Annotated in this window: 22 protein-coding genes; 10 read left to right on the top strand and 12 right to left on the bottom strand. The window is 64.4% G+C overall.

What is annotated here, in order from left to right; genetic code table 11:
* Window positions 1–42 precede the first annotated feature (42 nt).
* The 3 genes from ACWPOB_RS25110 (at window position 43) to ACWPOB_RS25120 (ending at window position 3028) form a co-directional block, all read left to right on the top strand.
* Window positions 43–1194 carry an acyl-CoA dehydrogenase family protein gene (locus ACWPOB_RS25110; protein ID WP_387435829.1) on the top strand — a complete coding sequence of 384 codons (1152 nt, stop codon included), beginning with the start codon at window positions 43–45 and terminating at the stop codon, window positions 1192–1194.
* Window positions 1195–1259: 65 nt separating this feature from the next.
* Complete coding sequence (locus tag ACWPOB_RS25115; RefSeq protein ID WP_455402481.1) at window positions 1260–2273, top strand: acyl-CoA dehydrogenase family protein; 1014 nt, start codon at window positions 1260–1262, stop codon at window positions 2271–2273.
* A 38-nt stretch (window positions 2274–2311) separates the two neighbouring features.
* On the top strand, window positions 2312–3028 hold the full coding sequence (locus ACWPOB_RS25120; protein ID WP_100054911.1) for an enoyl-CoA hydratase-related protein: 717 nt from the start codon (window positions 2312–2314) through the stop codon (window positions 3026–3028).
* A gap of 106 nt (window positions 3029–3134) precedes the next feature.
* On the opposite strand, the gene ACWPOB_RS25125 is transcribed toward ACWPOB_RS25120, so the two are convergent.
* The 5 genes from ACWPOB_RS25125 to trxB form a co-directional block, all read right to left on the bottom strand.
* Window positions 3135–3710 carry a nuclear transport factor 2 family protein gene (locus tag ACWPOB_RS25125; RefSeq protein WP_072636775.1) on the bottom strand — a complete coding sequence of 192 codons (576 nt, stop codon included), beginning with the start codon at window positions 3708–3710 and terminating at the stop codon, window positions 3135–3137.
* A 3-nt stretch (window positions 3711–3713) separates the two neighbouring features.
* On the bottom strand, window positions 3714–4673 hold the full coding sequence (locus ACWPOB_RS25130) for an alpha-ketoacid dehydrogenase subunit beta (protein ID WP_100054879.1): 960 nt from the start codon (window positions 4671–4673) through the stop codon (window positions 3714–3716).
* A 16-nt stretch (window positions 4674–4689) separates the two neighbouring features.
* Window positions 4690–5691 (bottom strand): thiamine pyrophosphate-dependent dehydrogenase E1 component subunit alpha, encoded by a 1002-nt coding sequence (locus tag ACWPOB_RS25135; RefSeq protein WP_455402482.1) that lies wholly within the window; start codon window positions 5689–5691, stop codon window positions 4690–4692.
* Between the two features lie 209 nt (window positions 5692–5900).
* Entirely contained in the window at window positions 5901–6230 is a 330-nt protein-coding gene (gene trxA / locus ACWPOB_RS25140; RefSeq protein WP_455402483.1) for a thioredoxin, read from the bottom strand.
* A gap of 60 nt (window positions 6231–6290) precedes the next feature.
* Window positions 6291–7238, bottom strand: a complete 948-nt coding sequence (gene trxB / locus ACWPOB_RS25145) for a thioredoxin-disulfide reductase (protein ID WP_455402484.1) — start codon at window positions 7236–7238, stop codon at window positions 6291–6293.
* 124 nt (window positions 7239–7362) lie between these two features.
* Here trxB and ACWPOB_RS25150 point away from each other — a divergent pair, with 124 nt between their 5' ends.
* The 3 genes from ACWPOB_RS25150 to ACWPOB_RS25160 all read left to right on the top strand — a co-directional run bounded on the left by ACWPOB_RS25150 (window position 7363) and on the right by ACWPOB_RS25160 (window position 12632).
* Entirely contained in the window at window positions 7363–8187 is an 825-nt protein-coding gene (locus ACWPOB_RS25150; protein WP_455402485.1) for an amidohydrolase family protein, read from the top strand.
* Between the two features lie 66 nt (window positions 8188–8253).
* Entirely contained in the window at window positions 8254–10365 is a 2112-nt protein-coding gene (locus ACWPOB_RS25155) for a hydantoinase/oxoprolinase family protein (protein ID WP_455402486.1), read from the top strand.
* The gene (locus tag ACWPOB_RS25160; protein ID WP_455402487.1) at window positions 10362–12632 is read left to right on the top strand and encodes a hydantoinase B/oxoprolinase family protein; all 2271 of its coding nucleotides are present in this window, start codon (window positions 10362–10364) and stop codon (window positions 12630–12632) included. Before ACWPOB_RS25155 ends, ACWPOB_RS25160 begins: the two co-directional genes overlap by 4 nt.
* Window positions 12633–12855: 223 nt before the next feature.
* On the opposite strand, the gene ACWPOB_RS25165 is transcribed toward ACWPOB_RS25160, so the two are convergent.
* The 5 genes from ACWPOB_RS25165 to ACWPOB_RS25185 form a co-directional block, all read right to left on the bottom strand.
* Window positions 12856–14040: a ferritin-like domain-containing protein gene (locus tag ACWPOB_RS25165; protein WP_377439071.1), complete on the bottom strand. Its 1185-nt coding sequence runs from the start codon at window positions 14038–14040 to the stop codon at window positions 12856–12858.
* A complete protein-coding gene (locus ACWPOB_RS25170) occupies window positions 14037–14894 on the bottom strand; it encodes a phosphate/phosphite/phosphonate ABC transporter substrate-binding protein (protein ID WP_072636767.1) in 858 nt (285 codons plus the stop codon). Before ACWPOB_RS25170 ends, ACWPOB_RS25165 begins: the two co-directional genes overlap by 4 nt.
* Window positions 14894–16054 (bottom strand): acyl-CoA dehydrogenase family protein, encoded by a 1161-nt coding sequence (locus tag ACWPOB_RS25175; RefSeq protein WP_455402488.1) that lies wholly within the window; start codon window positions 16052–16054, stop codon window positions 14894–14896. The genes ACWPOB_RS25170 and ACWPOB_RS25175 overlap by 1 nt, the downstream gene beginning before the upstream one ends.
* Window positions 16055–16138: 84 nt before the next feature.
* Window positions 16139–16339: a ferredoxin gene (locus ACWPOB_RS25180; protein ID WP_100054871.1), complete on the bottom strand. Its 201-nt coding sequence runs from the start codon at window positions 16337–16339 to the stop codon at window positions 16139–16141.
* Window positions 16340–16426: 87 nt separating this feature from the next.
* Window positions 16427–17245: a sugar phosphate isomerase/epimerase family protein gene (locus tag ACWPOB_RS25185; protein WP_455402489.1), complete on the bottom strand. Its 819-nt coding sequence runs from the start codon at window positions 17243–17245 to the stop codon at window positions 16427–16429.
* A 121-nt stretch (window positions 17246–17366) separates the two neighbouring features.
* Between ACWPOB_RS25185 and ACWPOB_RS25190 the strand changes: the two genes are divergently transcribed.
* The 4 genes from ACWPOB_RS25190 to ACWPOB_RS25205 all read left to right on the top strand — a co-directional run bounded on the left by ACWPOB_RS25190 (window position 17367) and on the right by ACWPOB_RS25205 (window position 21770).
* Window positions 17367–18158, top strand: coding sequence for an enoyl-CoA hydratase/isomerase family protein (locus ACWPOB_RS25190; RefSeq protein WP_072636763.1), 792 nt, complete (start codon window positions 17367–17369; stop codon window positions 18156–18158).
* A 91-nt stretch (window positions 18159–18249) separates the two neighbouring features.
* On the top strand, window positions 18250–19455 hold the full coding sequence (locus ACWPOB_RS25195; protein WP_387435812.1) for a cytochrome P450: 1206 nt from the start codon (window positions 18250–18252) through the stop codon (window positions 19453–19455).
* A 196-nt stretch (window positions 19456–19651) separates the two neighbouring features.
* Entirely contained in the window at window positions 19652–21415 is a 1764-nt protein-coding gene (locus ACWPOB_RS25200; RefSeq protein WP_455402490.1) for a UGSC family (seleno)protein, read from the top strand.
* Window positions 21416–21512: 97 nt separating this feature from the next.
* A complete protein-coding gene (locus tag ACWPOB_RS25205) occupies window positions 21513–21770 on the top strand; it encodes a hypothetical protein (RefSeq protein ID WP_100054865.1) in 258 nt (85 codons plus the stop codon).
* 423 nt (window positions 21771–22193) lie between these two features.
* Here the strand turns inward: ACWPOB_RS25205 and ACWPOB_RS25210 are convergent, their stop codons facing one another.
* Together ACWPOB_RS25210 and ACWPOB_RS25215 are read right to left on the bottom strand one after the other, a co-directional pair.
* Window positions 22194–24167, bottom strand: a complete 1974-nt coding sequence (locus tag ACWPOB_RS25210) for an oxidoreductase (RefSeq protein WP_377439085.1) — start codon at window positions 24165–24167, stop codon at window positions 22194–22196.
* A 73-nt stretch (window positions 24168–24240) separates the two neighbouring features.
* The gene (locus ACWPOB_RS25215; protein ID WP_072636757.1) at window positions 24241–24828 is read right to left on the bottom strand and encodes a nuclear transport factor 2 family protein; all 588 of its coding nucleotides are present in this window, start codon (window positions 24826–24828) and stop codon (window positions 24241–24243) included.
* Between the last annotated feature and the right edge of the window lie 41 nt (window positions 24829–24869).

Below are 24869 nucleotides of genomic sequence, written 5' to 3' on the forward strand. Positions count from 1 at the left end.
GCCGAAGATGTGACAAATTGTATGCAATGAGGAGGTGTTTGGGTGTCTCGAGTGCTGGTGCCGCCTGTTGCCGTGGAAAATCGTGAGCTGGCCACCCTCAGGGGCGAGGTACGTCGATTTCTGCGAGAACAGATCGAACAGGGCAGGTTTGTTCCGCATGTGGATACCTGGTTGACCCGATGGGACCGCGAGTTCACCCGTGAACTCGGTCGTCGGGGGTGGCTCGGCATGGTTATCCCGAAAGAGTATGGGGGCCAAGGGCGAACTTTTCTGGAGCGATTCGTCGTTACCGAGGAATTGCTCGTCGTCGGAGCGCCGGTCGGGGCGCACTGGGTGGCCGAACGTCAGATCGGGCCGTCGCTTCTGCGATACGGCACCGAAGAGCAGAAGAACGAGTTCCTGCCTCGGATCAGCCGCGGCGAAATGGTATGGGCCATCGGCATGTCGGAGCCGGATTCAGGATCCGATCTTGCGAGTGTGCGGATGCGGGCCGTTCGCATCGACGGTGGTTGGAGCCTGAGCGGGACCAAGGTGTGGACGTCGGGCGCGCATGAATCCGACGCCTTCTTCGCGCTTGCCAGATCGGAGCCTTTCGACCCGGCGCACCGGCATGCCGGGCTCAGTCAGTTCATCGTCGATCTCCATGCACCCGGTGTCACCATCCGCCCGATTCTGTCCATGGGCGGCGAACACCACTTCAACGAGGTTCATCTCGACGAAGTCTTCGTCCCGGACGACCGGGTCCTGGGCAAGGTCGGTGACGGTTGGCGACAGGTCACGTCCGAACTCGGTTTCGAGCGCAGTGGACCGGAACGGATCCTCTCGACCTATGCGCTGCTCGCCGCGTCCGCCGGTGCAATGGCCGAGGGCGGGTTACCTCGTGACCCGAATCTGGGCAAGCACGTTGCGAGGGTGGCCGCTCTGCGCCAGATGTCCTTCGCTGTCTCGACGGCGCTGCAATCCCATGATCCTGATGCCGACACCGCGGCTGCGGTCGTCAAACTGCTCGGTACAACCGAGGAGGGGGACATCGCCGACTATGTCGACCGCATCACCGCCTCGGGAATACCGGACCATCCCGAAGTGGAGGCCCTGTTGAGGGCATCGATCCTGCAGCGCCCGGGCTTCACGCTACGAGGTGGTACCAACGAAATTCTTCGCGGCCTGATTGCCCGCGGATTGGGGATTCGCTGATGACCGTGCATGATTCGACGATCGAACTCGCCGCGTCTCCGCGTGCGGACACCGACCTCGTCGCGATGCTCGAAAGCCTTTTCGCCGACTACCGGTCGAAGCGCGGGGAACCTACCGCAGCCGTCAATTTCGACGCCGTTCTGTGGCAGCGCCTGGACGATCTCGGTCTGACCCGGCTCACAGGGGACGAATCCAGGGGCGGGAGCGGTGCCTCCTGGGTGGAGGCGTCCGTACTGCTCGGGGCGGCGGCCGGCGCGGCCGCACCGGTACCCCTTGCAGAGCACGATCTCTTGGGCGGCTGGCTGCTCGAGGTTGCGGATCTGTCCGAGGGCGGCGGCCTCCGCACCGTGTGTCAGCCCGATGACGGCGGTCTCGCTCGGACGGTGCCCTGGGCACGAAGCGCCACCTCGATCGTGGCATTGTGGAAGTCGGACCGGGGGTGGCGAGTGGCCGATGTGCCGGCGGCAAGCCTCTCCGTCACCCATGCTCGCAACCTTGCCGGGGAGCCGTGCGACTCGGTGCGGTTCGACATCTGTGATCTCGAGGATGGAGCCGACGTGAGTGACGACACGGCGGCCTTGTACCGCCTGCGCGGTGCACTTGCCCGATGTGCCCAGGCAGCAGGTGGTATCGCCCGAGTGGTGGAGATCGTGCTCGCCTACGTCGACGAGCGCGTGCAGTTCGGTCGGCCGATCGGCAAGTTCCAGGCTGTCCAATCGCTGGTCGCCGATTTGGCCGCGGAGGCGGCACTTGCCCGGGCGGCGACCGATGCGGCCGTCGCCCGAGTGGTCACCACCGGGTGGAACGACCCGGGGACGCCGTTCACGATCGGGGTCGCGAAATCCTGTGTCGGTCACGCCTCCTCGGTTGTCGTCCGCAATGCCCATCAGGTGCTCGGCGCGCTCGGTACCACGCTCGAACACGAGCTTCCGATGTTGACCAGGTCGATACTGGTCCACCGTAGTGATTTCGGCTCTGTTCACGAGTGGGACACGATGCTGACCGATCTGAGCACGGAAGCGGGACGGGACGGATTGTGGCCTCTCATCACGTCCCGATCCGATCACCCGACCGCCTGACCGAGGAGCATCTACCGTTGTCCGAGATCTCGTATGCCATGAGCGACGGTGTCGCCACGATCCGCCTCGGTGCTCCGGAGCGCCGTAATGCCCTGTCCGTGCAGATGGCGCGGGATCTCACCGACGCTGCCCTGACCGCCGAGGCCGATTCGTCCGTCGGTGCACTCGTGGTCACCGGTGGAGCCCACTTCTGCGCTGGAGCAGTTCGCGAAGTTCTCGCCGATGTGGGGCACGATCCGACTGAGGACGCGGCATATCGGGACTTGGAAACCGTCTACCGGGCATTCACTGCCATCGGCACAGTCGGGATCCCCACGGTCGCCGCCGTCCGTGGCGCAGCGGTCGGAGCAGGCCTCAACCTCGCGCTGGCCGCAGACCTGCGCATCGTGTCGGCGACGGCGAGGCTGATCCCCGGCTTCGCTCAGATCGGTATCCATCCCGGTGGGGGACATTTCACCCTTCTGAATCGATCGATAGGTCGTGAAGCCGCCGCCGCCCTAGGCGTTTTCGGTGAGGGTGTCACCGGTGAGCGAGCCGTCGACCTCGGCCTGGCCTGGGCTGCGGTGGACGACCCCGAGACCGAGGACTACGCCGCTTCCCTTGCCCGGCGAGTCGCGGCCGATCCGGATCTCGCTCGCCGACTTGTCATGAGCTTTCGCCGGGAGACGGCTCCAGGCGGAATGCCCTGGGATGTCGCTGTCGAACTGGAGAAGGCACCCCAGATGTGGTCGCTTCGGCGTAAGCACGGCAAATGACGTCACTGCTGCGGCCGTCGCGGTAACGAACGCGGGGGCAGACCATTGTGTGGTTGCCCCCGCGGCCGGCCGTATCGGCATCCCCCCGATCGAGGGGAAGATCGGATCAGCGTGCGCTGCCGAGGTGCGGTAGTTCACCCGGTGCCACTGCGCGTTGGACCTGATGAGGCTCACCGAGATAGATTTCTTCGCCCGCAATGAGTCCGTCCGATGTGATCGGCCAGACGACCAGAGCCTGGTAGGCCGTGAGATAGCTGAGATCGGGGTCGAGCGGCCCGCCGTCCGGCAGCCTTCTGTCGGGCAGAAAGGCACCCTTGACGACGTGGCGGAAGACGCCTTCGGTGATCACGGTGGACTCGTCGACGAGGACGCGGGTGATATCGAAGGACAGGCGGTTCTTGCCGACCCGCATGTTGTTCTCGTAGAACGCCTCGACCTCCACCATCGACCTGAGCCGCGTCGGTGACTCCCCACCCCAGAACGAGTACCGAGGGTCGGCTACGAGCGTCGCCTTCAGCGCCTCGAGGTCACCGGCGACTTCCGCCACGACGTGCCGCGCAACCACGTCGAGATTGCGGCGGAGTATCGGATCGGACTCTCTCGCAATGCGATCGGTGAGCAGTGACCAGCTCGACGCGGCGTCCGGATGCACCGTCGGGGCCGGGTGCCTGTCTTCCGTCATGGTTCAGAACAGCTTTCTGGTCTCTGCCACGATGCGCTCGGTGGTCGGCAGGCGATTGAGAGTCTTGGCGAATGGCACCGGCGTGAACAGACCACCGACACGCAGAACCGGTCCCAGCAACTCGTTGAACAGGTCCTCGGTGATACGGGCGCTGATCTCCGCACCTGGTCCGGCGAACTGGGTTGCCTCATGTGTCACGACGCATCGGCGAGTGCGCTCGACCGAGTCGAGCACGGTTTCGAAATCCAATGGCACCAGCGAGCGGAGGTCGATGATCTCCGCGTCGATGCCGTCCCGGGCCAGCATGTCGGCCGCCTCGATCGCCATGGCCACGGTGGTGCCGTATGCGACGATCGTGACGTCGTTACCGGCCCGCACGGTTTTGGCCTTGCCGAGGGGAACGCGGTAGGGGCCCGTCGGCACCTCCTCCTTGACGGAGTAGAGGAGGCCGGTGTGTTGGATGAGGAGGGTCGGATCGGGTGACTCCAGGCAGGACATGAGCAGTCCCTTGGCATCGCGTGGAGTGGAGGGGAAACAGACATTGATTCCGGGGGTGTGCATGAACCAGGTCTCCACCGACTGAGCGTGCTGTGCGCCGAAGTGGCTGCTTCCGATCACACTCGTGACCATGACCGGCGTCGGTGTGGCGCCGCCGGTCATGTAACGGAACTTGGCGGCATGGTTGAGGATCTGATCCAGAACGTGCGTCGAGAAGTCGAAGAACATGACTTCGACCACGCCGCGGTAGCCGCCGAGTGCCAGACCCACCGCCGCCCCGGCGATAGCGCCCTCCGCGATCGGCGTGGCTCGAACCCGCTCGGTGCCGAACCGCGTGGACAGGTCCTTGGTGGTCTTGAAGACTCCCCCGATCGGATCGGCCACGTCCTCGCCGAGAATGACGATCTTCTCGTCGGCCTCCATGGCGCAGTGGTAGCCGGAGTTGATCGCCTGGGCGATGGTCATCTGTTGGATGCTGGTGTTACTCACCGCTGGCGCTCCTCGCGAAGGTTTCGTCGGCGAAGACACCCTCGTAGATGTCCGCCTGGTCGGGATCGGTGCCGGCCGCCGCGTACCGGAAGGCGTCGTCGACCGTGGTTGCCGCGTCGGCCTCGATGCCGCAAATCTGCTGCTCGGACATGTACCCGTTCTCCAGGAGCCATCTGCGGAAGGTCGGGGCGGGATCGCGCTTCATCGCCGCCGCCAGTTCCTCCTTGGGCACGTAGCTGTAGTCCGCGGTTCCCGTGTGCCCGGTGAGCCGGTAGTGCACGAACTCCAGGAATGTCGGACCCCTGTTCGCACGAGCCCGTGTCAGTGCGGCATCGAGTGCGTCTACACATGCCATGGGATCGAATCCGTCCACACGCTCGGCCGCCATGCCGTAAGCGGCAGCACGCTTGGCGAGGTCGGTGTTGGGCGCGTAGTCGGCAATTGCCGTATGCTCGCCCCACTGATTGTTCTGGCACACGATCACGACGGGCAGCTTCCACAGGGCGACGAAGTTCATGCCCTCGTGGTAGGCGCCGATCGACGTCGCCCCGTCACCGAAGGTGACGACGACGGCGTTGCCGGACCTGTCCATCTGTTCGGCCATGCCCAGGCCTGCCGCGATTTGCATGCCGGAGCCGACGATGCCGGTGGTCGCGGTGAAGTTGACCTCTTGATCCTGCAGATGCATGGGGCCACCTCGCCCCCGGGAGCAGCCCTCCTCCTTGCCGTACAGTTCGGCAACGATCGATTGCAGCGACATTCCCTTGGCCATGGCGTCGCCGAGATTGCGGTAAGTGGAAATCATCTTGTCGTCGCGTCGCATCGTCGCTCCGAGAGCGGCGCAGACGGCCTCCATTCCACGGACGGGGTAGAAGGCCGCGCGGAGTCGCCCCGCTTTGGATTCGGCAGAGGCCCGCTGATCGGCCATGGTGGTGCTGAGCATGAGGTTGTACATGCGCTCCAGCGCATCGGCACTCAGCGGCACGCGTTGCATGGGGGCTGGACTGTCATTCATGCTTCGATCCTCACGAGTCTCTCGAGGCGCGGGGGCTGCATATCGGCAGTTCCACCGGCCGTGAACGTCCGTCGCCGCAATATACAGAGAGTGTATACATTTTTGCCTTCGTATGGGAGCTGTCACCCGGTGCCCTACAGGTCGACGCCCGGTGCATGCGGAGCAGCGAGGGCCCGCTCAGATTGCCTTCACCTCGAGACGGCGGCCTCGAGTGCGGCCAGGATCTCGGTCTTGGGCTTGGCCCCGATCATCGAGGAGACCAGCTCGCCGCCGCGGTAGATGTGCAGTGTCGGAACGCTGATGATGCCCTTGGCGGCGGCAGTCGCAGACTGTTCCTCGATGTTGAGTTTGACGACTCGAACACTGTCACCCACTTCGGCGGCAACCTCGTCGAGAACCCGTGCGAGCCCCCTGCAGGGACCGCACCACGGCGCCCAGAAGTCGACGACGACGGGCTTGTCGGACCCTAGAACGTCGGCGTCGAACGTCGCGTCGGTGGTCTCCATAACTAGTCCCATTGATTGTCCTTCCTCGTTTCCCGGCGGTTGAGAGCGTGCTCACGGTGGGATGCCGGCAGTTCAGAGATGTCCGGCCCCCGCCAGGAAGCGTTCGGCATCGAGGGCGGCCGAGCAGCCGGAGCCGGCGGCAGTGATGGCCTGCCGATAGGTGTGGTCCACGAGATCCCCGCAGGCGAAGACGCCGTCCACGCTGGTGTGCGTAGACCGTCCCTCCACGAGGACGTATCCCTGGTCGTCGAGGTCGACGACACCCTTGACGAGTTCGTTGCGGGGGTCGTGCCCGACAGCAACGAACATCCCGGAGACTGCCAGTTCTCGGGTCGTCCCCGTCGAATTGTCACGCAGTGTGATGCCGGTGAGCCGGTCGTCGCCGTGAAGGGCCTCGACAGTGCTGTTCCACGCGAAGGAGATCTTGTCATCGGCGAAGGCGCGGTCGGCCATGATCTTGGAGGCGCGCAACTCGTCGCGGCGGTGCACGATCGTCACCGAGCGTGCGAACCTGGTGAGGAATGTCGCCTCCTCGATGGCCGAGTCACCTCCCCCGATGACGGCGATGTCCTGGTCCTTGAAGAAGAAGCCGTCGCACGTCGCACACCAGGAGACGCCATGCCCGGAGAGCCGCTTCTCGTCGGGCAGCCCGAGTTCCCGGTAGGCAGAACCCATCGCAAGGATGACCGCGCGCGAGGCGTACGTATTGCCCGCGCTGTCGGTTACCCGTTTGATGTCGCCGATCAGGTCGACCGATACCACATCGTCGCTGATGATCTCGGCGTCGAACCGGAGGGCTTGAGCCCGCATCTCCGCCATGAGCTCCGGACCCGTGATGCCCTCTTCGAAGCCGGGGAAGTTCTCCACCTCGGTGGTGTTCATGAGCGCGCCCCCCGCGCTGATGGAGCCCTCGAACAGGAGGGGACGAAGGTTCGCACGGGCGGCATAGACGGCTGCCGTGTAGCCGGCCGGACCGGATCCGATGATGATGAGATTGCGGAGCGGGTCGCTCTCGGTCATGGGTTCTCCTTGCCGGGGCGCTGGCTGTGGATGGGATCACGTCCTCGCGTGACAGTCGCCGAAGAAGCGCCGATGAGCCATAATGGCATACAGAAACGCATATTTTCTAGAGCGAGGCGGATGCATGATCGTCACCGACGCCCAAGTTCACGTATGGCCCGCCGAAACGCCCGACCGTCCGTGGCCGGACGAACGGCGCCAGTATGCTCATCGACCCCATTACACGATCGATGAACTGCGGGCCGATATGGCCGTCGCGGGGGTGGACCGCGCGATACTCGTACCACCTCTCTCCGAAGGGGACCGGAACGACTACTGTCTTCAGGCGGCAGCCGATCATCCCGGCGCCTTTCGTGTGATGGGCCGGCTCGACGTCGCGGACCGAGCGAGCCGAGGTCTTGTACCTCGATGGCTGGAGCAGCCGGGGATGCTCGGAATCCGGGTCACCTTCAGCAAGAACCCTCCCGCCTCCTGGCTCGAGGACGGGACGGCAGACTGGCTCTGGTCTGTCGCGGAGGTGGCGGGCATACCGATAATGGTGTTCTCTCCCTTCAGTATTCCCCAGATCGGACGCATCGCGGCGCGTTATCCCGACCTGCGCATCGTGGTGGACCATCTTGGGTTCGCCACCGGCCTCACCGACGACCTCGGTCCCTCGATCGAGCGCCTGATTCGCCTGGCCCATCTCCCGAATATTGCGGTGAAGGCAAGCAGTCTGCCCGCCTATATCACCGAGCCCTATCCGTTTCGGACCCTGCACGACCACATCGAGAGAGTGGTCGACGCCTTCGGCCCGCGGCGGGTCTTCTGGGGTAGCGACGTCACGCGGTTGCCCTGTTCCTACGGCGAGGCGCGGCGCCTTTTCACCGAGGAATTGGACTTCTTGGACGCGGAGAGTCTGGAATGGATCATGGGGCGGGGGCTGTCCGAATGGATCGGCTGGAAGTAGGAAGATCCGCTGCAGGCAGCACCGATCGCTCTTGTCAGGCCGTTTTGCATGCATTACAGTATGCGAATGGCGTATGCAATTGGGGTTGACATCGGCGGTACCTTTACCGATTGTGTGGCAGTCGACACGCAGGGCAACATCATCCAAAGCAAGGTGCCCTCCACGCACGCAAGCTCCCCCGACGAGGGGGTGATAGCGGGAGTGCAGAAGCTGGCCGAGGCCGCGGGACGGGAAGTCGAGGAGTTTCTCGCGGATACCGAGGCCTTCGGCCACGGCACCACCATCGGAACGAACCTGGTAGTGGAGCGGCTCGGTGCCCGAGTCGGGCTCGTGGCCACCGCCGGACATGGAGATGCCCTTCTGATGATGCGCGGGCGAGGTCGGACCGCGGGCATTCCCAAGGACAAGTTGCTCAGTGTGCGCGACACCGACAAGCCGGATCCTCTGGTTCCACGCGAGCACGTCGTCGAGGTGGTCGAGCGCGTCACCAAGGACGGCTCGGTGCTGGTACCCCTCGACGAGCAACAGGCCCGGAATGCGTTGCGCTTGCTGCTGGACCAGGACATCGAAGCAGTGGCCGTCGCGTTGATGTGGTCCTTCCGAAACCCGACGCACGAGCAGCGGATCCGGGAACTGATCCACGAAATCCGTCCGGACATCTACGTCAGCATCTCCTCTGAGATCGCTCCCCGGATCGGCGAGTACGAACGGACCGTGGCAACCGTCATCAATTCCTACGTCGGCCCCCGATCCAGCCGTTACCTGAAGAAGCTCGAGTCGGAGTTGCAGAGCCGCGGCTTGGACGCCCCCGCTTTCATCATGCAATCGAACGGTGGGGTGGCCCCACTGGCGTCAGCCGTCGGGGCGCCGGTCAAGACGATCGGATCGGGGCCCGTCGGCGGTCTTACAGGCACTGCCTCCATCGCTGCGCGCCTGGGGCATCGCAACGTCATCGCCACGGATATGGGGGGGACCTCGTTCGAGGTCGGCCTCATCATCGAGGGCAGCCCGCTCCTCGTCGGCGAACAAGTGATCGAGCAGTACACCTATCGGGTTCCACAGCTCGACGTTCGCTCGATCGCCTGTGGCGGCGGCTCCATCGCCCAGGTCGATCACATCAGCCGCGGCATCAGGGTCGGTCCCGAATCTGCGGGATCGTATCCGGGACCGGCCTGCTACGGAGCCGGCACGCTTCCGACGGTGACAGACGCCGATGTCGTTCTCGGACTGATCGATCCGGACCAATTCCTGGGTGGTCAGATGAAGCTGGATCGCACGGCTGCCGAAGCGGCCGTCCAGCGCTTGGCCGACGAGCTGGGAATGAGCCTGGAGGAGACCGCTGCAGGCATCCTCAAGGTCAACAGCTTCGCCGCCGCGACGCTGATTCGCCAGCGAACCTTGGAACAAGGCCTGGACCCGCGCGACTTCATGGTCTACGCCTTCGGTGGTGCAGGACCTGTGCACGCCTTCGCCTTCGCGCACGAGCTCGGTGCCCGGGGAGTGCTCATACCCCTTGGTAACGGGGCCTCGACTCTTTCGGCGTACGGCATCGCGGTCACCGACGCGAAGCAGATCTTCGAGGAGGAGTGCTCGATCAAGGCGCCTTTCGACGTCCGTGCGCTTCAAGATGTCTGTACTCGACTCGAGAACCGTGCCGTCACCACGATGACCGAGGGGGGCTTCGCCCCGGAGGACATCCGTCTCGAGCGGACCGCGCTCGCCCGCTACGCAGAGCAGTACATGCAGGAACTGCCCCTGCCGCTGCCGGAAGGGGGGGTGAGCGAGGAGAGTCGAAGTTCATTGGAGAGCGCGTTCGCGGCAGAGTACGCACGGCTCTACGGAGCCACGGCCGTGTCCGGCTTCCAACAGGTCGAGATCTTCTCCGTCCGCGTGATCGCCACCGCTGTACGGCACGCCGGTGCCCTCGAATCCGAGCCCTACGAGGCCGGTGGCGGTGCGGCGGTGTCCGCCGGCACGCGGGAGATCTTCTGGCCGGATGAGGGCAGGTGGGTCACGACGGACGTCTACGACGCCCCGCCCGCGCACGGCCTGGCCGTTCACGGGCCGGCCGTGGTGCAACTGCCCCACACAACGATTTCCGTTCCCCCCGGACAGTTCCTCGAGACGGACCGCGCCGGAAACTGTGTGCTCACCCGGAGAAAGGAACTGTCGGCATGACCGCCAACACCGTCGAGACTCCCCAGGGCACCGTCCCGTGGGACGGTCGTCAGCGAGGCTACATCCCCTCCAACCCACCTGTGATTCATCCGGCAATCACGCTCCACACATCGGCGCAAACGGACGTCGACCCGGTAACAGCCGAGGTCGTCCGCTACGCGCTGATGAACATCAACCTCGAGCACGCGGATCTCATTCAGCGCCTGGCCGTCTCTCCGGTCGTCATGCTGTCCCGTGATTTCCAGTCCTCGATTCTCACGGAGGTCGGTGAACTCGTATATCTCGGCTCGGGAGTCCAGTACTACTCGAACTTCCATTCGCTGATCGTCAAGTACATTCTCGAGCACCATCAGGCCGAGACGCTCGCCGACGGTGACATGTTGCTGTGCAACGACCCGTACATCGGGTGCGCCCACCAGTGCGACACCTCGCTCGTAGCACCGATTTTCGTCGACGGCGAGCTGTTCTGCTGGATCGCCAACTCCATGCATTTCCAGGACCTGGGCGGCACGGTGCCGGGCAGCCTGTGCGTGTCGGCGGAGGACTGCTGGCAGGAGTCGGCGATCTGGACTCCGATCAGTCTCGTCGAGAGGGGCCGCGTCCGGACCGACGTCGAGGATCTGTTCGTACGCCAGAGCCGATTCCCGGACGTGACTCGTATGGATCTGCGCGCGGCCTACGGTTCGCTGGAGACCACGCGAAAGAAGATCGTCGCGCTCGTGGAACGGTACGGTGCAGCTGTCGTCAAGGGCATCATGAATCGAGTGCTGGACGCCGGCGAGGAACTCTTCGTCGAGCGCCTCGCCAGGATCCCCGACGGTCGCTGGTCCTACCGGGCCTCCATGGAGGGATCGGTCCCCGGTGACCACGAGTTCTACCGCTACCAGATCAATGTGACCAAGCAAGGCGACCGGCTCATCGTCGACAACGAAGGCAGCGATCCCCAGGTGGGTGCCATCAATGTGACGTATGCCGGGATGAGCGGGTGCGTCCTCGCCTCCTTCACGTCACAGATGTTGCCGGAGATGGCCGGCGCGTTCGGCGGGGCCTATCGGCGGATCGAGTTCCGGCCCACTCCGGGAACCGTCTCCTGCGCAGACCATCCCGCGGCCGTGAGCGCCTCGGCGGTCTTCACCCAGATGCACGTGCTCAACGTGGCGGCGACGCCGGTCTGCATGATGCTTGCCGCGGGAGACGACGAGACTCGGGACCTGATTCTCGGGGCGCCGACACCCAACCTGTCATCCGTCCTGGCTGGAGGAGTGCGGGACGACGGCAAGCCCTTCATGCTCATGGACAGCAACGGACTGATGGGCTCCCTGGCTGGACGTGCGTCCCGTGACGGGGTCGACGTCGGTGGCCAGTGGTGGATTCCGGATTCGATCGCCTACAACTCCGAGGAGATGGAGGCGCAGACCCCCTTCCTGGTGCTGAGCCGGGTGCTGCTTCCCGTAGCGGGCGACGGTGCCGGCCGCTGTCGTGCGGGCGTGGGTATGCGAGAGACGTTGATGGCCCACGGGATCGCCGGGGGAGCATTGGTCGTCCACCAGAACGAGAACGTCCCTCGCGCGGCCGGGTTGTTCGGAGGAAATCCCGGCTCGCTGGCCACGTGTCGCTTCAAGCGCAACAACGATGCGCTGGAACAACTGGCGTCGGGTGCGCTTCCGGTGTCCATCGAAGACATCCACGGGGACGAGGTCGAGCTCGAATTCAAGGGCGGTCCGGAGACACTCGCCAACGGTGACGTCATCGAGTGGGTCTCGCCGGGTGCGGCAGGCTACGGCGACCCCCTCCTGAGGGATCCGCAGGATGTGCAGAAGGACCTCGACGCGAGACTGATCACCGAGGAAGCCGCGGCCGCAGTTTACGGCGTGGTCTTCGCCGACGGCGTGGTGGATTCGGAGGCCACTGCGAGGGCACGTGCCGCTGTCCGACGCGAACGCCTCGGTGGGGTCGAGGCCGGTGAGTGCGTCGAGCCGCCTGCAGGGGCGCGCCGTATCGGTGAACTCCTCTACATCGTGAATGGTCGCTGGTGGTGCAACGGTGCCGATCTCGGAGACCAGTACGAAAATTACAAGGATCGCGCCGTGACCCGGGTGGTGCCTGTCCGCAAGATCGCGGCCGAATTCGAGGTCGCCAACCACGAGATCGCGGATCGCTGGGAGTTCCGTGAGGCCATCTGTCCGGTCACGGGTTTCCGCATCGATGCCGAACTGGCAATGGTCGGCGAGCCGTCACTGCACGACGTGATCCCCGCAGGGGCCTGACCAAACCGGTCATCCGGTAGCCACGCTGGATCCGAAGGGACTCATTCCCGCGCCGGAACGGCGGCGTCCGAGGACGGACGTCGTCGTTCCGGCCACCGCGTCGAACCGATCCGTCCTGCCCCCTTGGTGACAGATCTCGTTGTAGCCCAATCACACCGATGTCACCTCAGGCCGGACGCACCCGAGAAGGGTTCGAATGGTGTCGGATGCAGCCCGCTGGTCGTCACATGAAGTTGCGGGTGTGAAGTGCTGAAAGTTCGACCGCCTCGGCCCCGGAGAACCCAAGGCGGAGAAGGCGTCTCTGACGGCCTTCATCCATCGTCTTGTTGAGGTCCGCGACGGCACGGTGGCCGCGAGCGATTGCGGCCGGAGTCCACTCTCCGGCCGCGAGCAGCACCAGGGAGTCGAACACGTCGGAGTTGAGCGCCACCGTCGTGGCAAGAACGTCGTGACGACGCTCGACTGCCCCCCGGAGGCGCCCGCGCAGCGACGGGTCGTGACTCGCTTGATGCTCGAGGTGCGCGACACCGAACGCGACGTGCCGTGCCTCGTCGACGCGGGCCAAGCGTGTGACTGCTCTGGTGATCGGGTCCGGAGCATACTTGTCGAGGAACGACAACAGCGAGAGGAAAGTACCTTCCCCCAGAACCGACAGCAGGAAAGAAGCCAAGGAGAAATCCGGCTCGTCGAGAAGGCTGGCCAACGACTCTCGACCCCCGACCGACGATGTGCCGAGCTCCCCACCGCTCAACACCGCGCGGCGTCGGAACACTTCCATGTGCCGGGCCTCGTCGGCGGCCTGCACCGCAAGTAGCTGCTGGACCTCGTAGAAGTAGGGATGGACCCGTGCAAGGAGCCGCGCCGGAATGACGAGTGCCGCCTGCTCGTTTTCGATCAGGTAGGTCATGATCTGCACGACCGCCCGCTCGATGTCGCCGGGAACGTCGATCTCCGACGCCCAATCTACTGCAGATGCGGGATCCCACTGGGCTGCCGCCGCATGAGCATAGAGCCGTGGTGCGAGGTCCGCCCACACCACGTCTCGATCGTCGAGATCGAACGATACGGCCGGCCCTCCAGGTTCGACCAGCGCCCCTCTGGCAGCCAGACCCCAAGTGGGATCCGGTCGTCGAACGAGTGCGGATGCACTGGAGGAGCCGGCCCGTTCGGCATTCAGCCACCGTGCGAGCTGAGCTCCCCCTCGCACCACCTCGTATGCGCCCGACTGCTCGGTTGGTTCGAATCTGTGTCCCTCCGCGCGGCACCAGGAGCGGAGGTCGACGCCCAGTGCGGGAGCCGTGCCGACGACCGTCGCTCTGCCGCCCACAGGAACCTTTTCGAGAAAATGGCGGACCAGGAGATGAGCACCCTGGTCGAAGCTCAGACCCTCGAGGTCCAAGCGAATCATGGTCGGTAGTCCTGGTCCGTCAGATTGCCGTCCGCATCGAGAAATCCGGCCTCGTCCACAGCGCGCTCGAGGGATGCGTACGCCTGGGTCCTCCCGACCCTCCACTCCTTCAGGCCCTCCAGTTCCAGGAGAGAGCGCACTTCCGGATCGGCATACGACATCGACAGGAGCAGTTCGGTGAAACGGTCCGCGGTCTTCTTCGGAATCGAATCGGCGACCGTCATGTTGCAGTGGTCGTACGTGCCGGTCTGCGCCACGATTCGGACTGCCCCCACAGGGAACGTACCTTCTCGACCGAAGAGCATGTGGTTCGAGTCGATCATGCAGCAGGCGTCGACTTCGCCACGAAGGAGTGCCCGGGCGGCGTCCCGCTCTCCACCGATGTGGTCGCCGTGAAGACCGACCCCGACGTCGAATCGGCGTACTTCCAAGTTTTGTCCCGGCACGAGCCCTGCCGACCGCAGGTGCGCCAAAGGGATGAGTGTTGCCTGGGGCGAGTCCACGGCTCCCACCCCTACGGCCCTTCCCGACAATTCCGTCACGTCTCGGATCTGCGAATCCGCCCGCACGACAATTACGGATGTCAGATCCTGGTCCGAGTCCCGCATCACAGCGGGCCGGACGACACGACCCGCGCGAGCGGCCATCCGCACCGTTCGGACCCAGGCGAGGGGCGAGTTCCACGCTGCGTCGATCCGGCCTTCGACGAGATCGACGACCTGCCGCTCGTAATTCGAGTAGAGGACGTAGTCGAAATCGAGTCCGTGATCTCGGAACCACGCGCGAAAGCCGTCCCATATTGTCACCACTTTGGGGTCGTACGCGACCGCCCCCATCAACAGCGGGCGCGACATCAGGCGGGCTCCTCGTCGAACAAGGGAAGCCCCAGCGACAGGCGGCCGACGAAGTCGCGGAGCGCCTCCGATGTCGGTGCCATCACTCGAGCAGCAAGCGAGTCCCGGAATTGGCGTTCGATGCCGAGTTCCTTCCGGAAGGCCGTCCCGCCGCACAGTTTCATCACGCCGTCGCTGACTGCGGACGCGGCCTCCGCTGCGACGAGTTTCACCTGGAGGACACGCAGAATCGCGTCGTCGCGGTCGCCCTCGAGTGCGCTCAGGGTGTCGTTGATGAACGCGCGGGTCGAATCGACCTGAATCCTCAGATCTGCAAATGCGCTGCGGGGGAGCACCTGAGAGGCGAGGTTGGTGTCGAGATGCTCGAGCCGCGAGTGTGTCAGGTGGGCGGCCGCCTGGTCCAGCAGAGCCTCCATCAAGCCGAGTGAGAAGGCGGCATTGAGGAGCAGGAATCGGGGAAGGATGACGCCCAGGGCGATGTTCAGCCCGTCGCCGTCCTCCCCCAGAATGGCAGTCCGTGGGACCAGCACTGCATCGGCCCGCATCGGCCGCGACGCGTTGCCGCACAGCCCGAGCCCGTTGAAGCTGCCGTCGACGCGCAGGCCTGCAATGCCGTCGGGTACCGACCACAGGGTCATCCCCCCGGTCGTGGCATTTCCGAGGGGTCGGCTCGACCAGACATAGATGTCGGCCTCTCCAGCCGAGGTGACCCAGCTCTTTCGAGCATCGAGGCGAATTCGGTCACCGTCGGATGTTGCCGTCGACATGGGCGCCCAGAAGTGACTGCGGGACCCGGTCTCGGAGAAGGCCAAGGTGCACAAGCCCCGGCCCGTCGCGACCTGCGCCTGCTGTTCGGGAGATCCGTGAGTGTCGATCACGGCCGAAGCCGCGTAGTGCATCATGAGAGTCATCGCGGTCGAGCCGCACGCCGATGCGACCCGTTCGATCACCTCGACTCCCGCGGACAGGGGAGCGCCACCGCCCCCCGCTGCGGAGGGGCTCATGAGACCGAGCAGTCCGTTCTTCGCGAGAGCAGCGAGCGCCTCGCGCGGATACTCACCCGCCTCGTCGATGCGCTGGGCCGAAGGGCGAACGAGATTCTCGATGATCGCGCTCAATCTCGCGTCGAGATCGTGGTCCAGGGCAGTGCCGTCGGTCATGGATGGATTCCTTTCGAATATCGGGCTGAAGCAGTAGCGGTCGGTCCCTCCCGTCGGTCGAAAATTGCGGTGGGAGGAGTACCTTCATTCCTCGGAGATGCTCAATGCCTCATTCGGGCAGCCCTCTACGGCGGAGATGATCAATTCCCGATCGGTCTCGACGAACGTGCCCTCGGTGGGCAGGCTCAGTACCCCGTCCTCGGTCACCTCGAAGACCTGGGGGGCAATCGACTCGCACAGGCCCAAGCCCTGGCACTTCCTTCGATCGACGTACACCTTGGCCATGATGGTTCCCTTCTCGCCTGAACTTGTGATCCGGCATACAAGAGTATGCCCTATTGCATGCATATTGGAAGAGCGGCACGTCCCCTGTCACACCGCGGCAAGAACGGTCGTGGCCGCTGCCATCAGTGCGGCGGCGTGCTCGTCCGGCGTCCGCCCGTCGGGGCGCGGCACCTCGATACTCAGGGGGAGATCGGCGGGCAGTGCCCGAATCGTCTCTACCAGCGGGAGTACGCCCGCGCCCGGGTCGAGTCGCGCCGATATGGCCTCAGCGCGCGCCTTGACCGGGTCGCTCTCGGCGCCGGTACGACTCACGTCACAGATTTGGGCCACGGTGAGGTATCGCGGAGGGAGTGCGGACAGGTCGCTGACGGTTGCGCCGGTCCTGGTCAAGTGCAGGGTGTCGACGAGGATGTAAGCATTTTCGGCTTCCGACCGATCGACGACGGTTCGTGCATCGTCGAGGGTCTTGACGCCACTGAAACCCATGAACTCCAGCACGCAGGACAGCCCGTACTCGGCGGCGGCTCCTGCCAGTTCGGCCAGAAGGTCGGCATTGCGGCCGAGGTCGGGTTCGTAGCTGGTGACCCCGACAGAACGAGCTCCGAGCTCGGCTGCAGTCTCGAGCATGGCTTGTCGGGGAGTGAGTACTCCGTCCGCGGGGCTGAAGCGGAACACCTCCGCGTCCAAGAGCTGCACTCCTGCGTCGTCCAGGGCGCGGCGCACCTGGCGAATGCCCGTCGCATTGCCCAGCAGATCGTTGTCCACGCCGCTTCCCGGAATTGCGGCCAAGCGAAGCCCCACGGACTGGAAGCCTGCCTTGCCTGCGGCTCGAATGGCGTCCACGGGATGCGATCCGATCAGGCTCAGGGCGGCTAGGGAAAGCTCTTGCATAATGATCGGCCTCATTGCGTTGATGAAGGATTGTATGCAGAATAGCCTAAACGATCGCCGTAACGGCGGTCTCGTATCTGAGGCCCGAGGCCGGATGCGAAGACGCACCAGCCGCTTTCGAAAGGCAAGCCGACGTATGACGAAGTACAAGACGATCGAGGTCGCCGAGGATGCGGGGGTTGCCGAGATCATCCTGTCGCGTCCGGAGCGACTGAACGCCATCGACGAGGATGTACGTCCCGAGTTGATCGATGCGCTCACCGACCTCGGTTTCACCAAGGGGATCCGCGCCGTCGTACTCGGCGCACGGGGCAAGGTGTTCTCCGCGGGTGGCGACTTCGAGATGATGAAGCGACGCAACGGAGATCCGGTCGGGGCCGAGAGGGGCTCCCTCGACGGCAGGCAACTGTTGCGCACCATCTTCGAGGTGCCGGTTCCTGTGATCGCGGCCCTGCAGGGTCATGCGGTCGGGTTGGGATCCACCATCGCGCTCTCGTGCGACGTCGTCGTGGCGAGCAAGGGGGTCCGCATCATGGACTCGCACGTCAAGATCGGGCTGGTCGCGGGGGACGGCGGAGCGGTGGTGTGGCCACCGAGTGTCGGGCTCATCCGCACCAAGCGGCACCTGCTCTTCGGGGATCCGGTGTTGGCCGAGGACGGCTATGCCATGGGCATGGTCTCGGACCTGGTGGAGACTCCCGACGAGGTGCTGCCTCTGGCCAGGGATCTGGCTCGCCGGCTGGCGGAACTCCCACCCCTGGCCGTTCAGGGGACCAAGCGCACGTTGAATGCTGCACTGGCTCAGCAATCGACCGGCGTGCTGGATCTCGGCCTGATGCTCGAGCTCGGCACCATGCAGAGCGAGGATCTGCTCGAAGCCATCGATGCCTTCGAGAACAAGCGGAAAGGTCACTACACCGGTGCGTGAGCTCACCGGTCTGTTCAACCTACGCTCGGCTCGATATCATGCAAAATAATATGCACACACCCGTCCTCCTCCCTACAGATTGGGTAGAGTCATGACTGCTGCAACCATCCCTGCGTTCCCCGCTCGTCGAAAGTGCCCGTTCTCTGCTCCGGACGAGTACGCGCAGTGGCGCGAGCACGACAAGCCCGTCAAGGTGCAGTACCCCAACGGGACCGAGGTGTGGGCCGTCACGAGGTACCAGGATGTCAAGGCGGTGCTCCACGACGGTGAGAGAACCACGGCGAACAAGCTGGCGCCGGGCTTCCCGCAACAGCGCAAGGGCGTCATCGCCCTGACTCAGGACGGCAACCTGGAGTACCTCGACGAGCCCGAGCACGGTCGGCTGCGCAGGATGATGTCGCCCGACTTCACGGCGCGCAGGATCTTCTCCAATCGGGGTGAGCTTCAGCGGATTGTCGACCTCACCATCGACAATATGCTGGAACTGGGTGGTAAAGCCGATCTGCAGCAGGCATTCAGCCTTCCGGTCCCCAGCCTGGTCACGTGCAACCTTCTCGGGGTTCCCTACGAGGATCACCACTTCTTCGAAGAGGTGACCGGGGTCATGCTCTCGACTCAAACCACCGCGGAGAAGTTCAAGGCCACCTTGGACAGCCTCGTCGACTACCTTCATGGAATTGTGAGGAGGAAGGTGGACGCGCCGTCCGAGGACGACTTGATCGGCCGTCTCATCATCGAGCATGTCCGCAACGGCGAACTCACCTATGACACCATCGTCAATCTCACCCTCCAGCTCCTGGTGGCCGGCCACGAGACGACCGCAAATCAGATCTCGATGGGCGTCCTTTCTTTGCTTACTGACGACGACCTCCGGTCGACGATGCTGGCCAACCCGGACATGTGGCCGCGCGCGGTGGACGAGCTCCTCCGAATCCACTCGGTCACGGACGCCGTCATGATCCGCATGGCCACCGCAGACATCGAAGTCGGAGGCCAGCTCATCAAGACCGGCGAAGGAATCCTTCCCCTGGGCGCCGGCGCCAACCACGATCCGGACGTCTTCCCCGAGCCCATGAAGGTCAAGCTCGACCGGCCGAAGGGCGTTCACCACATGGGATTCGGCATCGGTATGCACTCGTGCATCGGTCAGAACCTGGCTCGCACCGAACTGGAGCTCGCGTACAAGACCCTGCTGGAGCGAATCCCCACGCTGAGACTCGCCGTCCCCGAGGAAGAGCTGGATTACAAGCACGACGGTTTCGTCTGGGGTGTGCACTCCCTTCCCGTCGAGTGGTGACAGGCGGTCTCCGACCGACAGCGAACCGGCGTCCCGGCCCGGATCCCTCTCCCGTCGCGGCGAAGATGTGAAACCTTCGACACCGCTGGTGGCGACGGGTGAGGACGACCTCCGGGATCCGCTGCGCGTGAGGCGCCGGTCGGACGGATCTCTCCGGGGTACTTCACACAACAATGTCTATGGATAGGGTAGTTTCATGAATTCACGGTCTGATCAAAGTCACTCGTCGCCGCAGTTCTCCGTTCTCGCGCCGCTCGGGGAACGGAGGCAGCAGGAAGGCAGCCTGGCTCCGCGCTTGTCGACATTGTCGGGTAAGCGGATCGCATTCGTGTTCGACTACGCGTTTCGGGGCGACGAGATGTTCGCCCGGTTCATGGAACAAGCGCACGAGCGGTTCGCGGATGTGACATTCCTCGATCCCGACAAGTTCGGTAACTTCCACGGTCCCGCGGAGGAAGGTGAAGAGGCTCTGGAGCGCCTCGCCGAGAGCCTCGAGAGCCAGGAGTTCGACGCCGCCATCGTCGGCGTCGGTGCTTGAGGCAGTTGCACGCCTGCCGTGTTGCGGGCTTGCGTTTCGATCGAGCGTGCAGGATTGCCCTCGGTCGGTTTGATCGGAAGTGAGTTCGTGCCGATGGCCGAACTGACTGCCAAGGCGTTCGGAATCGCCGGGGTACCACTGGCCGTGTACCCGGGTGTGATCATGGCCGACTCCGACATCGACTTCCATGCCAAGGTCGCCAACGCCATGGTGCCCGCGATGTTCGATGCACTGCTCAGCGATCGAGCGGCAGCGGTCGACGGATCGGTCGAGCACATAGCCGCCGGCGAAGTGGTTTTCACCGGCGACTACGACGAGGTCCTGGAGGAATTCACGAGGCGGGGCTGGACCGAGGGTCTGCCCATCGTTCCGCCTACGCGCGAGCGCGTCGATGCGTTCCTGGCATGCACAGATCTCGCTGCCACCACCTCGCTGGGCAACCTGCGCTCGTCGAATACCGAGGCAACGGTCCTGTCGGTCGCGGTAAATGGTGTGATGGCGGGATGCCGTCCCGAATACATGCCGATTCTCGTTGCGGTTGTGGAGGCTTTGGCCGATCGGGCATTCGGTGTCGAGGACGCTGGGAGTACGCCCGGCTGGGAGCCCCTCATCACGATAAGTGGGCCGCTGGTAAGGCAGCTGGGCTTCAACTCCGGTGCAGGTGCCTTGCGCGTCGGCAACCGCGCCAACACTTCTGTCGGCCGGTTCCTGCGCCTGTACATGCGCAATGTGGCAGGCTTCCGGCCCTACCCCGACGAGTCCGACAAGGGAGCGATCTCCTACACGTTCAACGTCGCACTCGCGGAGGACGAAGAGGTGACGAATGAGCTGGGCTGGGCCCCGCAACGGGTCGATCGGGGCTTCGGGCTCGAGGACACCACGGTCACCTTGCGCAGCGTGTCCGCGATCAGCGCTCCGATCTACAGCAGCGGTGAACGGGCGGACGACAATCTCAGGGTGATCGCGCGCACCGCCGCCGAGGCGCTCGGCGGATGGGCTGGGTACACCTACCTCAACGGTGGGCAGTTCCCGTTGGTGATCCTCGGACCGGCTATCGCCCGGAATATTGCGGCCGACGGATGGACCAAGGACCGGGTGAAGCAGTACCTCTACGAGAATCTCGTGATCGATGCCGCATGGGTGCAGGAATATGCGCGCGGAGTGAGCGGGCGCAACTTCGACTGGGGTCTGCTCGCCGACGACGGCCGCGCCCCCGAGGAATACCGGTACGCCATCGAGGAGAAACTGATGGTGCGGGGCACCCTGGGGCCGGATGCATTCGACATCGTGGTCGCGGGCAATCCTGGTCGCAACCAGTCACGGGCCTACATTTCCAACCAGATTCAAGGTAGGCCGCTGACCAAGGCGGTAAAGCTGCCGGCGTCGTGGGACGAGATTCGGGAGCGCTTCTCCCAGCCATGAGGAGTCGCGGGTGCCCTGTCCTGGCAGGGCACCCGCAGGGCTTCCATTCCTCAAATTGTGTGCAATAATGTATTCACACTTGATGCGAGGAGAGATCATGAGCAACATGGCTGTCGAGAAGGCTCTCGAGACGATCCGGCCGAGCCTGGGCGCGGACGGCTACATTCTGAAGGTAGGTGAAAGCATGCCGGACAGCATCGAGGTCGTTCTCGAGGCGCTTCCCGATGCATGCAGTGATTGTCTGGTCCCTGACGCGGTGCTCCTGCAGATCCTTCAGGTGGCGATCAAGGACAACGGAGACAACCGGTCGGTTCGACTGAGCAAGGTCGGCTTCGACGGCGCCGAGTCCCACTGACACGCCGCTTCCGACGAGAGTTGTCCCGACGGCCGCCGCAATATTCCCGATGTAGGAATACTGCGGCGGCCGTTGCCGTCTCGGACCACTCGGCTACAGCGCGCCCGGCAACTCCGAGTCCATGCCGGAACAGGAGACTCCTGACGGGCCCGAACAGGCGATGACAAGACCGCACCGGCGATCCGGATCATGGCTGCTTCGGTCGGAAAGATCCCTGCGGGTGCGGAGCGGTCCGGCGGACGTCGACCACAATGCCTTTGAGTCGCCCCGCCGCAGGGAGGCCGGGAATTGCGGTCGACTCGGCACCACATCCGGGAATTCGGCGCGAAAGTGGAGTCCTGCAGTTCGCAAGAGCTTCGATTACGTCACCCGGCAGCTCTGGTCACCGATTCGGTGACCCGAGCTGCCGGGTGTGTCGTCGGCTCATTCAGCCGGGCTGAGAAGCTCGGCCAGTTCCAGCGCCTGCAGGGTGGCGAATGCCGCGCGCCGGGGAGCATAGGCATCACCCAGGAGGTGCACCTCTGGATGAACACCGCTCAGTTCGTGGAACAGGCCGTCCTCTGGGACAGAGCCGCACGCGAGCACGACGGTGTCCACGTCGGTCAGATCCCACGTTCGACCACTATAGATGTGGGACAACGTGATCGACCTGCCGTTCACAGCCGTCAGCCTCGCACTGGGTATCGTCTTGACGCCCTGGGCATCCAGACGCGCCAGAATGGCGCCGATCGTGTATTTGCTCACGAGCGATGAGGGGCCGGGCGAGGCATGAACGACGGTCACGTCCAACCCCAGCGACGCGATGTGGTCGGCTACCGTCAGGGGCAGGCTGCGGTCGTCCTCCGAGAGAAGTACGACCCGGCCGGACGGCACCGCGACCCCACGCGCGACGTCGTACGCCGTCACAACGTTGGGCTGGTCGAGGCCGGTGGCCAGCGGGCGACGCGGTGTGGCTCCTGTCGCGACCGCGACGATGTCTGCTTCGGCGGCCAGGACATCGGCGGCAGTCCCGAACTTGTTCAAGACGACGTCGACGTCCAGCGACTTGAGTCGTGCACCCTGCCACTGGATCCAGTCCGGATAGTGATCCCCATGGATACGCAGGCGTCCGGCTGCGGCGAATTGACCACCGAGCGCGGATTCGCCCTCCCACAGGCGGACGTGATGACCACGCTCGGCCATCTGAGCGGCGAACTCGGTGCCTGCGGGGCCGCCACCGATGACCAGGACGTTCTTGACTTCCTTGGCCGGGGCCGAATCGGGATATTCCGCCCGACCCGCCCGCGGGTTGATGCCGCAGCCGAACGACATGCCCTCGGCCATCCCGCGGTCGATGCACTCGTTCATGCCGATGCAGTGTCGCGTCTCTCGACTGCGACCCTCGCGGGCATTGCGAAGGAACATGGGATCAGCGATAGCCGCGCGGGCCATCCCCACCAGGTCGGCCTGGCCGGCGGCCAGAATTTCCTCGGCGCGTTCGACGGATGCGACACGACCGACGTAGATGACCGGAAGATTGGTCGCTTCCTTGATGCGTCCGCACGTGGGGGCCCACTCGCCTTCCTTGAAGAAGCCCGGCTGGATATAGGGTAAGCGCCCCCAGTTGTCCCCTGCGACGAAGCTGAAGTAGTCGACAGTCCCGTCTGCCGTGAACGCGCTGACCAGTTCTTGGACGTATTCGACATCCTGGCCGCCTTCCACCGTCTCCTCGAGGTTCAGGCGCAGACCGAGGGTGATCGGTCGTCCGACACTGTCCCGCATCCGTTCGACGATCTCGCGAACCAGGCGTCGGTTGTTCTCCAGGCTCCCGCCATAGGCATCCGTACGCTTGTTGGTGAAGGGCGACAGGAACCATTGCAGAAGGTCGTCGTGACATGCGTGTAGTTCGAGGGCATCGACCCCCGCGTCTGCGACGATCTTTGCGCTGGCGGCGTACTCGCCGACGAGCCAGTTGATCTCCTCGAGCGACGTAGCGTGGGGAATCCTGTGTTCGAAGAATCCCGACAGGGCATTGGACGGGCCTAGCGGTGTGCCTCCCTGAATCAGGAACTGTTGCGTCACATAGGCTCCCGACGAGTGGACCATATCGGTGAAAGTGGCGAGCCGGGAGGCGAAGTTGACTGTGCGAATCGTGCCCGCCTGGTTGGCGCCGACTCCGGTCGCCTCGAAACCGGGATTGGCGGGGCTGGCCACGAAGGCAGGACTGCCGCCGATCCATTCGGCGCCGCCGTCGATGCGTGTCTTCCAGTACGCCAGAAAGCGCTCGAAGAGTGGGCCCGGACCGGTCAACGAGCCGCCCCCACCTGCATGTGTCGGGACGACGACGCGCTGAGTGAGGTCGAGAGTTCCGACCTTCACGGGACTGAAGACGTGTGGTAGGACGCGCGAGACGGCCATCGGTGAGCGAGCTCCTTCGGTGAGAGTCCGGGCGTGTCCTTGCCCGGATGGGGTTCAGCTGTCGCGCGGCCGGCTATATCCTGAGCGAGTAGACGGGGTCCGTCTTGTCGCGCTTTCCAGGGAGGGTCAGGGCCGCGCGAGACCCCTCGGTTTGCTCGGTCGACGGGCCGGTCTGGTTCCACTCGTTCGTGATGCGCCGATGCACAATCCGCCACACGCCGTCGCGTCGCTCGAAGTTGTCGAGATACCTTCCACCGCAGAGGTATTCGTGTGGCTTGTCCAGAGTCCCCTCCTCCTTGGCCCGCTCGGCGTATTTCTCGCCGAAGAATGTGGACAGGGACTCCCAGCCGGCGGGGACCTTGTGGTAGCCCCAGTACGACGACTCGCAGATGGCCTTGTCTCCCTCGACCTCGATCAGCGGGTTCGTCACCTGATGCTGCCCGTATGACACGTTTACTGCCATGCGCTCGAGTACGTGCTCGGCGAACTCGTGGGCATTGCCGACGAAGTAGCCGTGCTCATCGATGGCGTCGGAGTGATACACGGATTTGAGAACCTCGAGGTCCTGCCGGTCGACCCCCCGGCAATACGTGTACAGGACCCGCTCGATCTCCTGGCGGTCCCACATGAGTTGGAGGCGTGCGTTCCAATCGATCGTCACTTGTTCTCTCCTCAGCTGCAAGCGTGATATTCGGCAATTTT

This window comes from Rhodococcus sp. 2H158 (assembly GCF_053764755.1).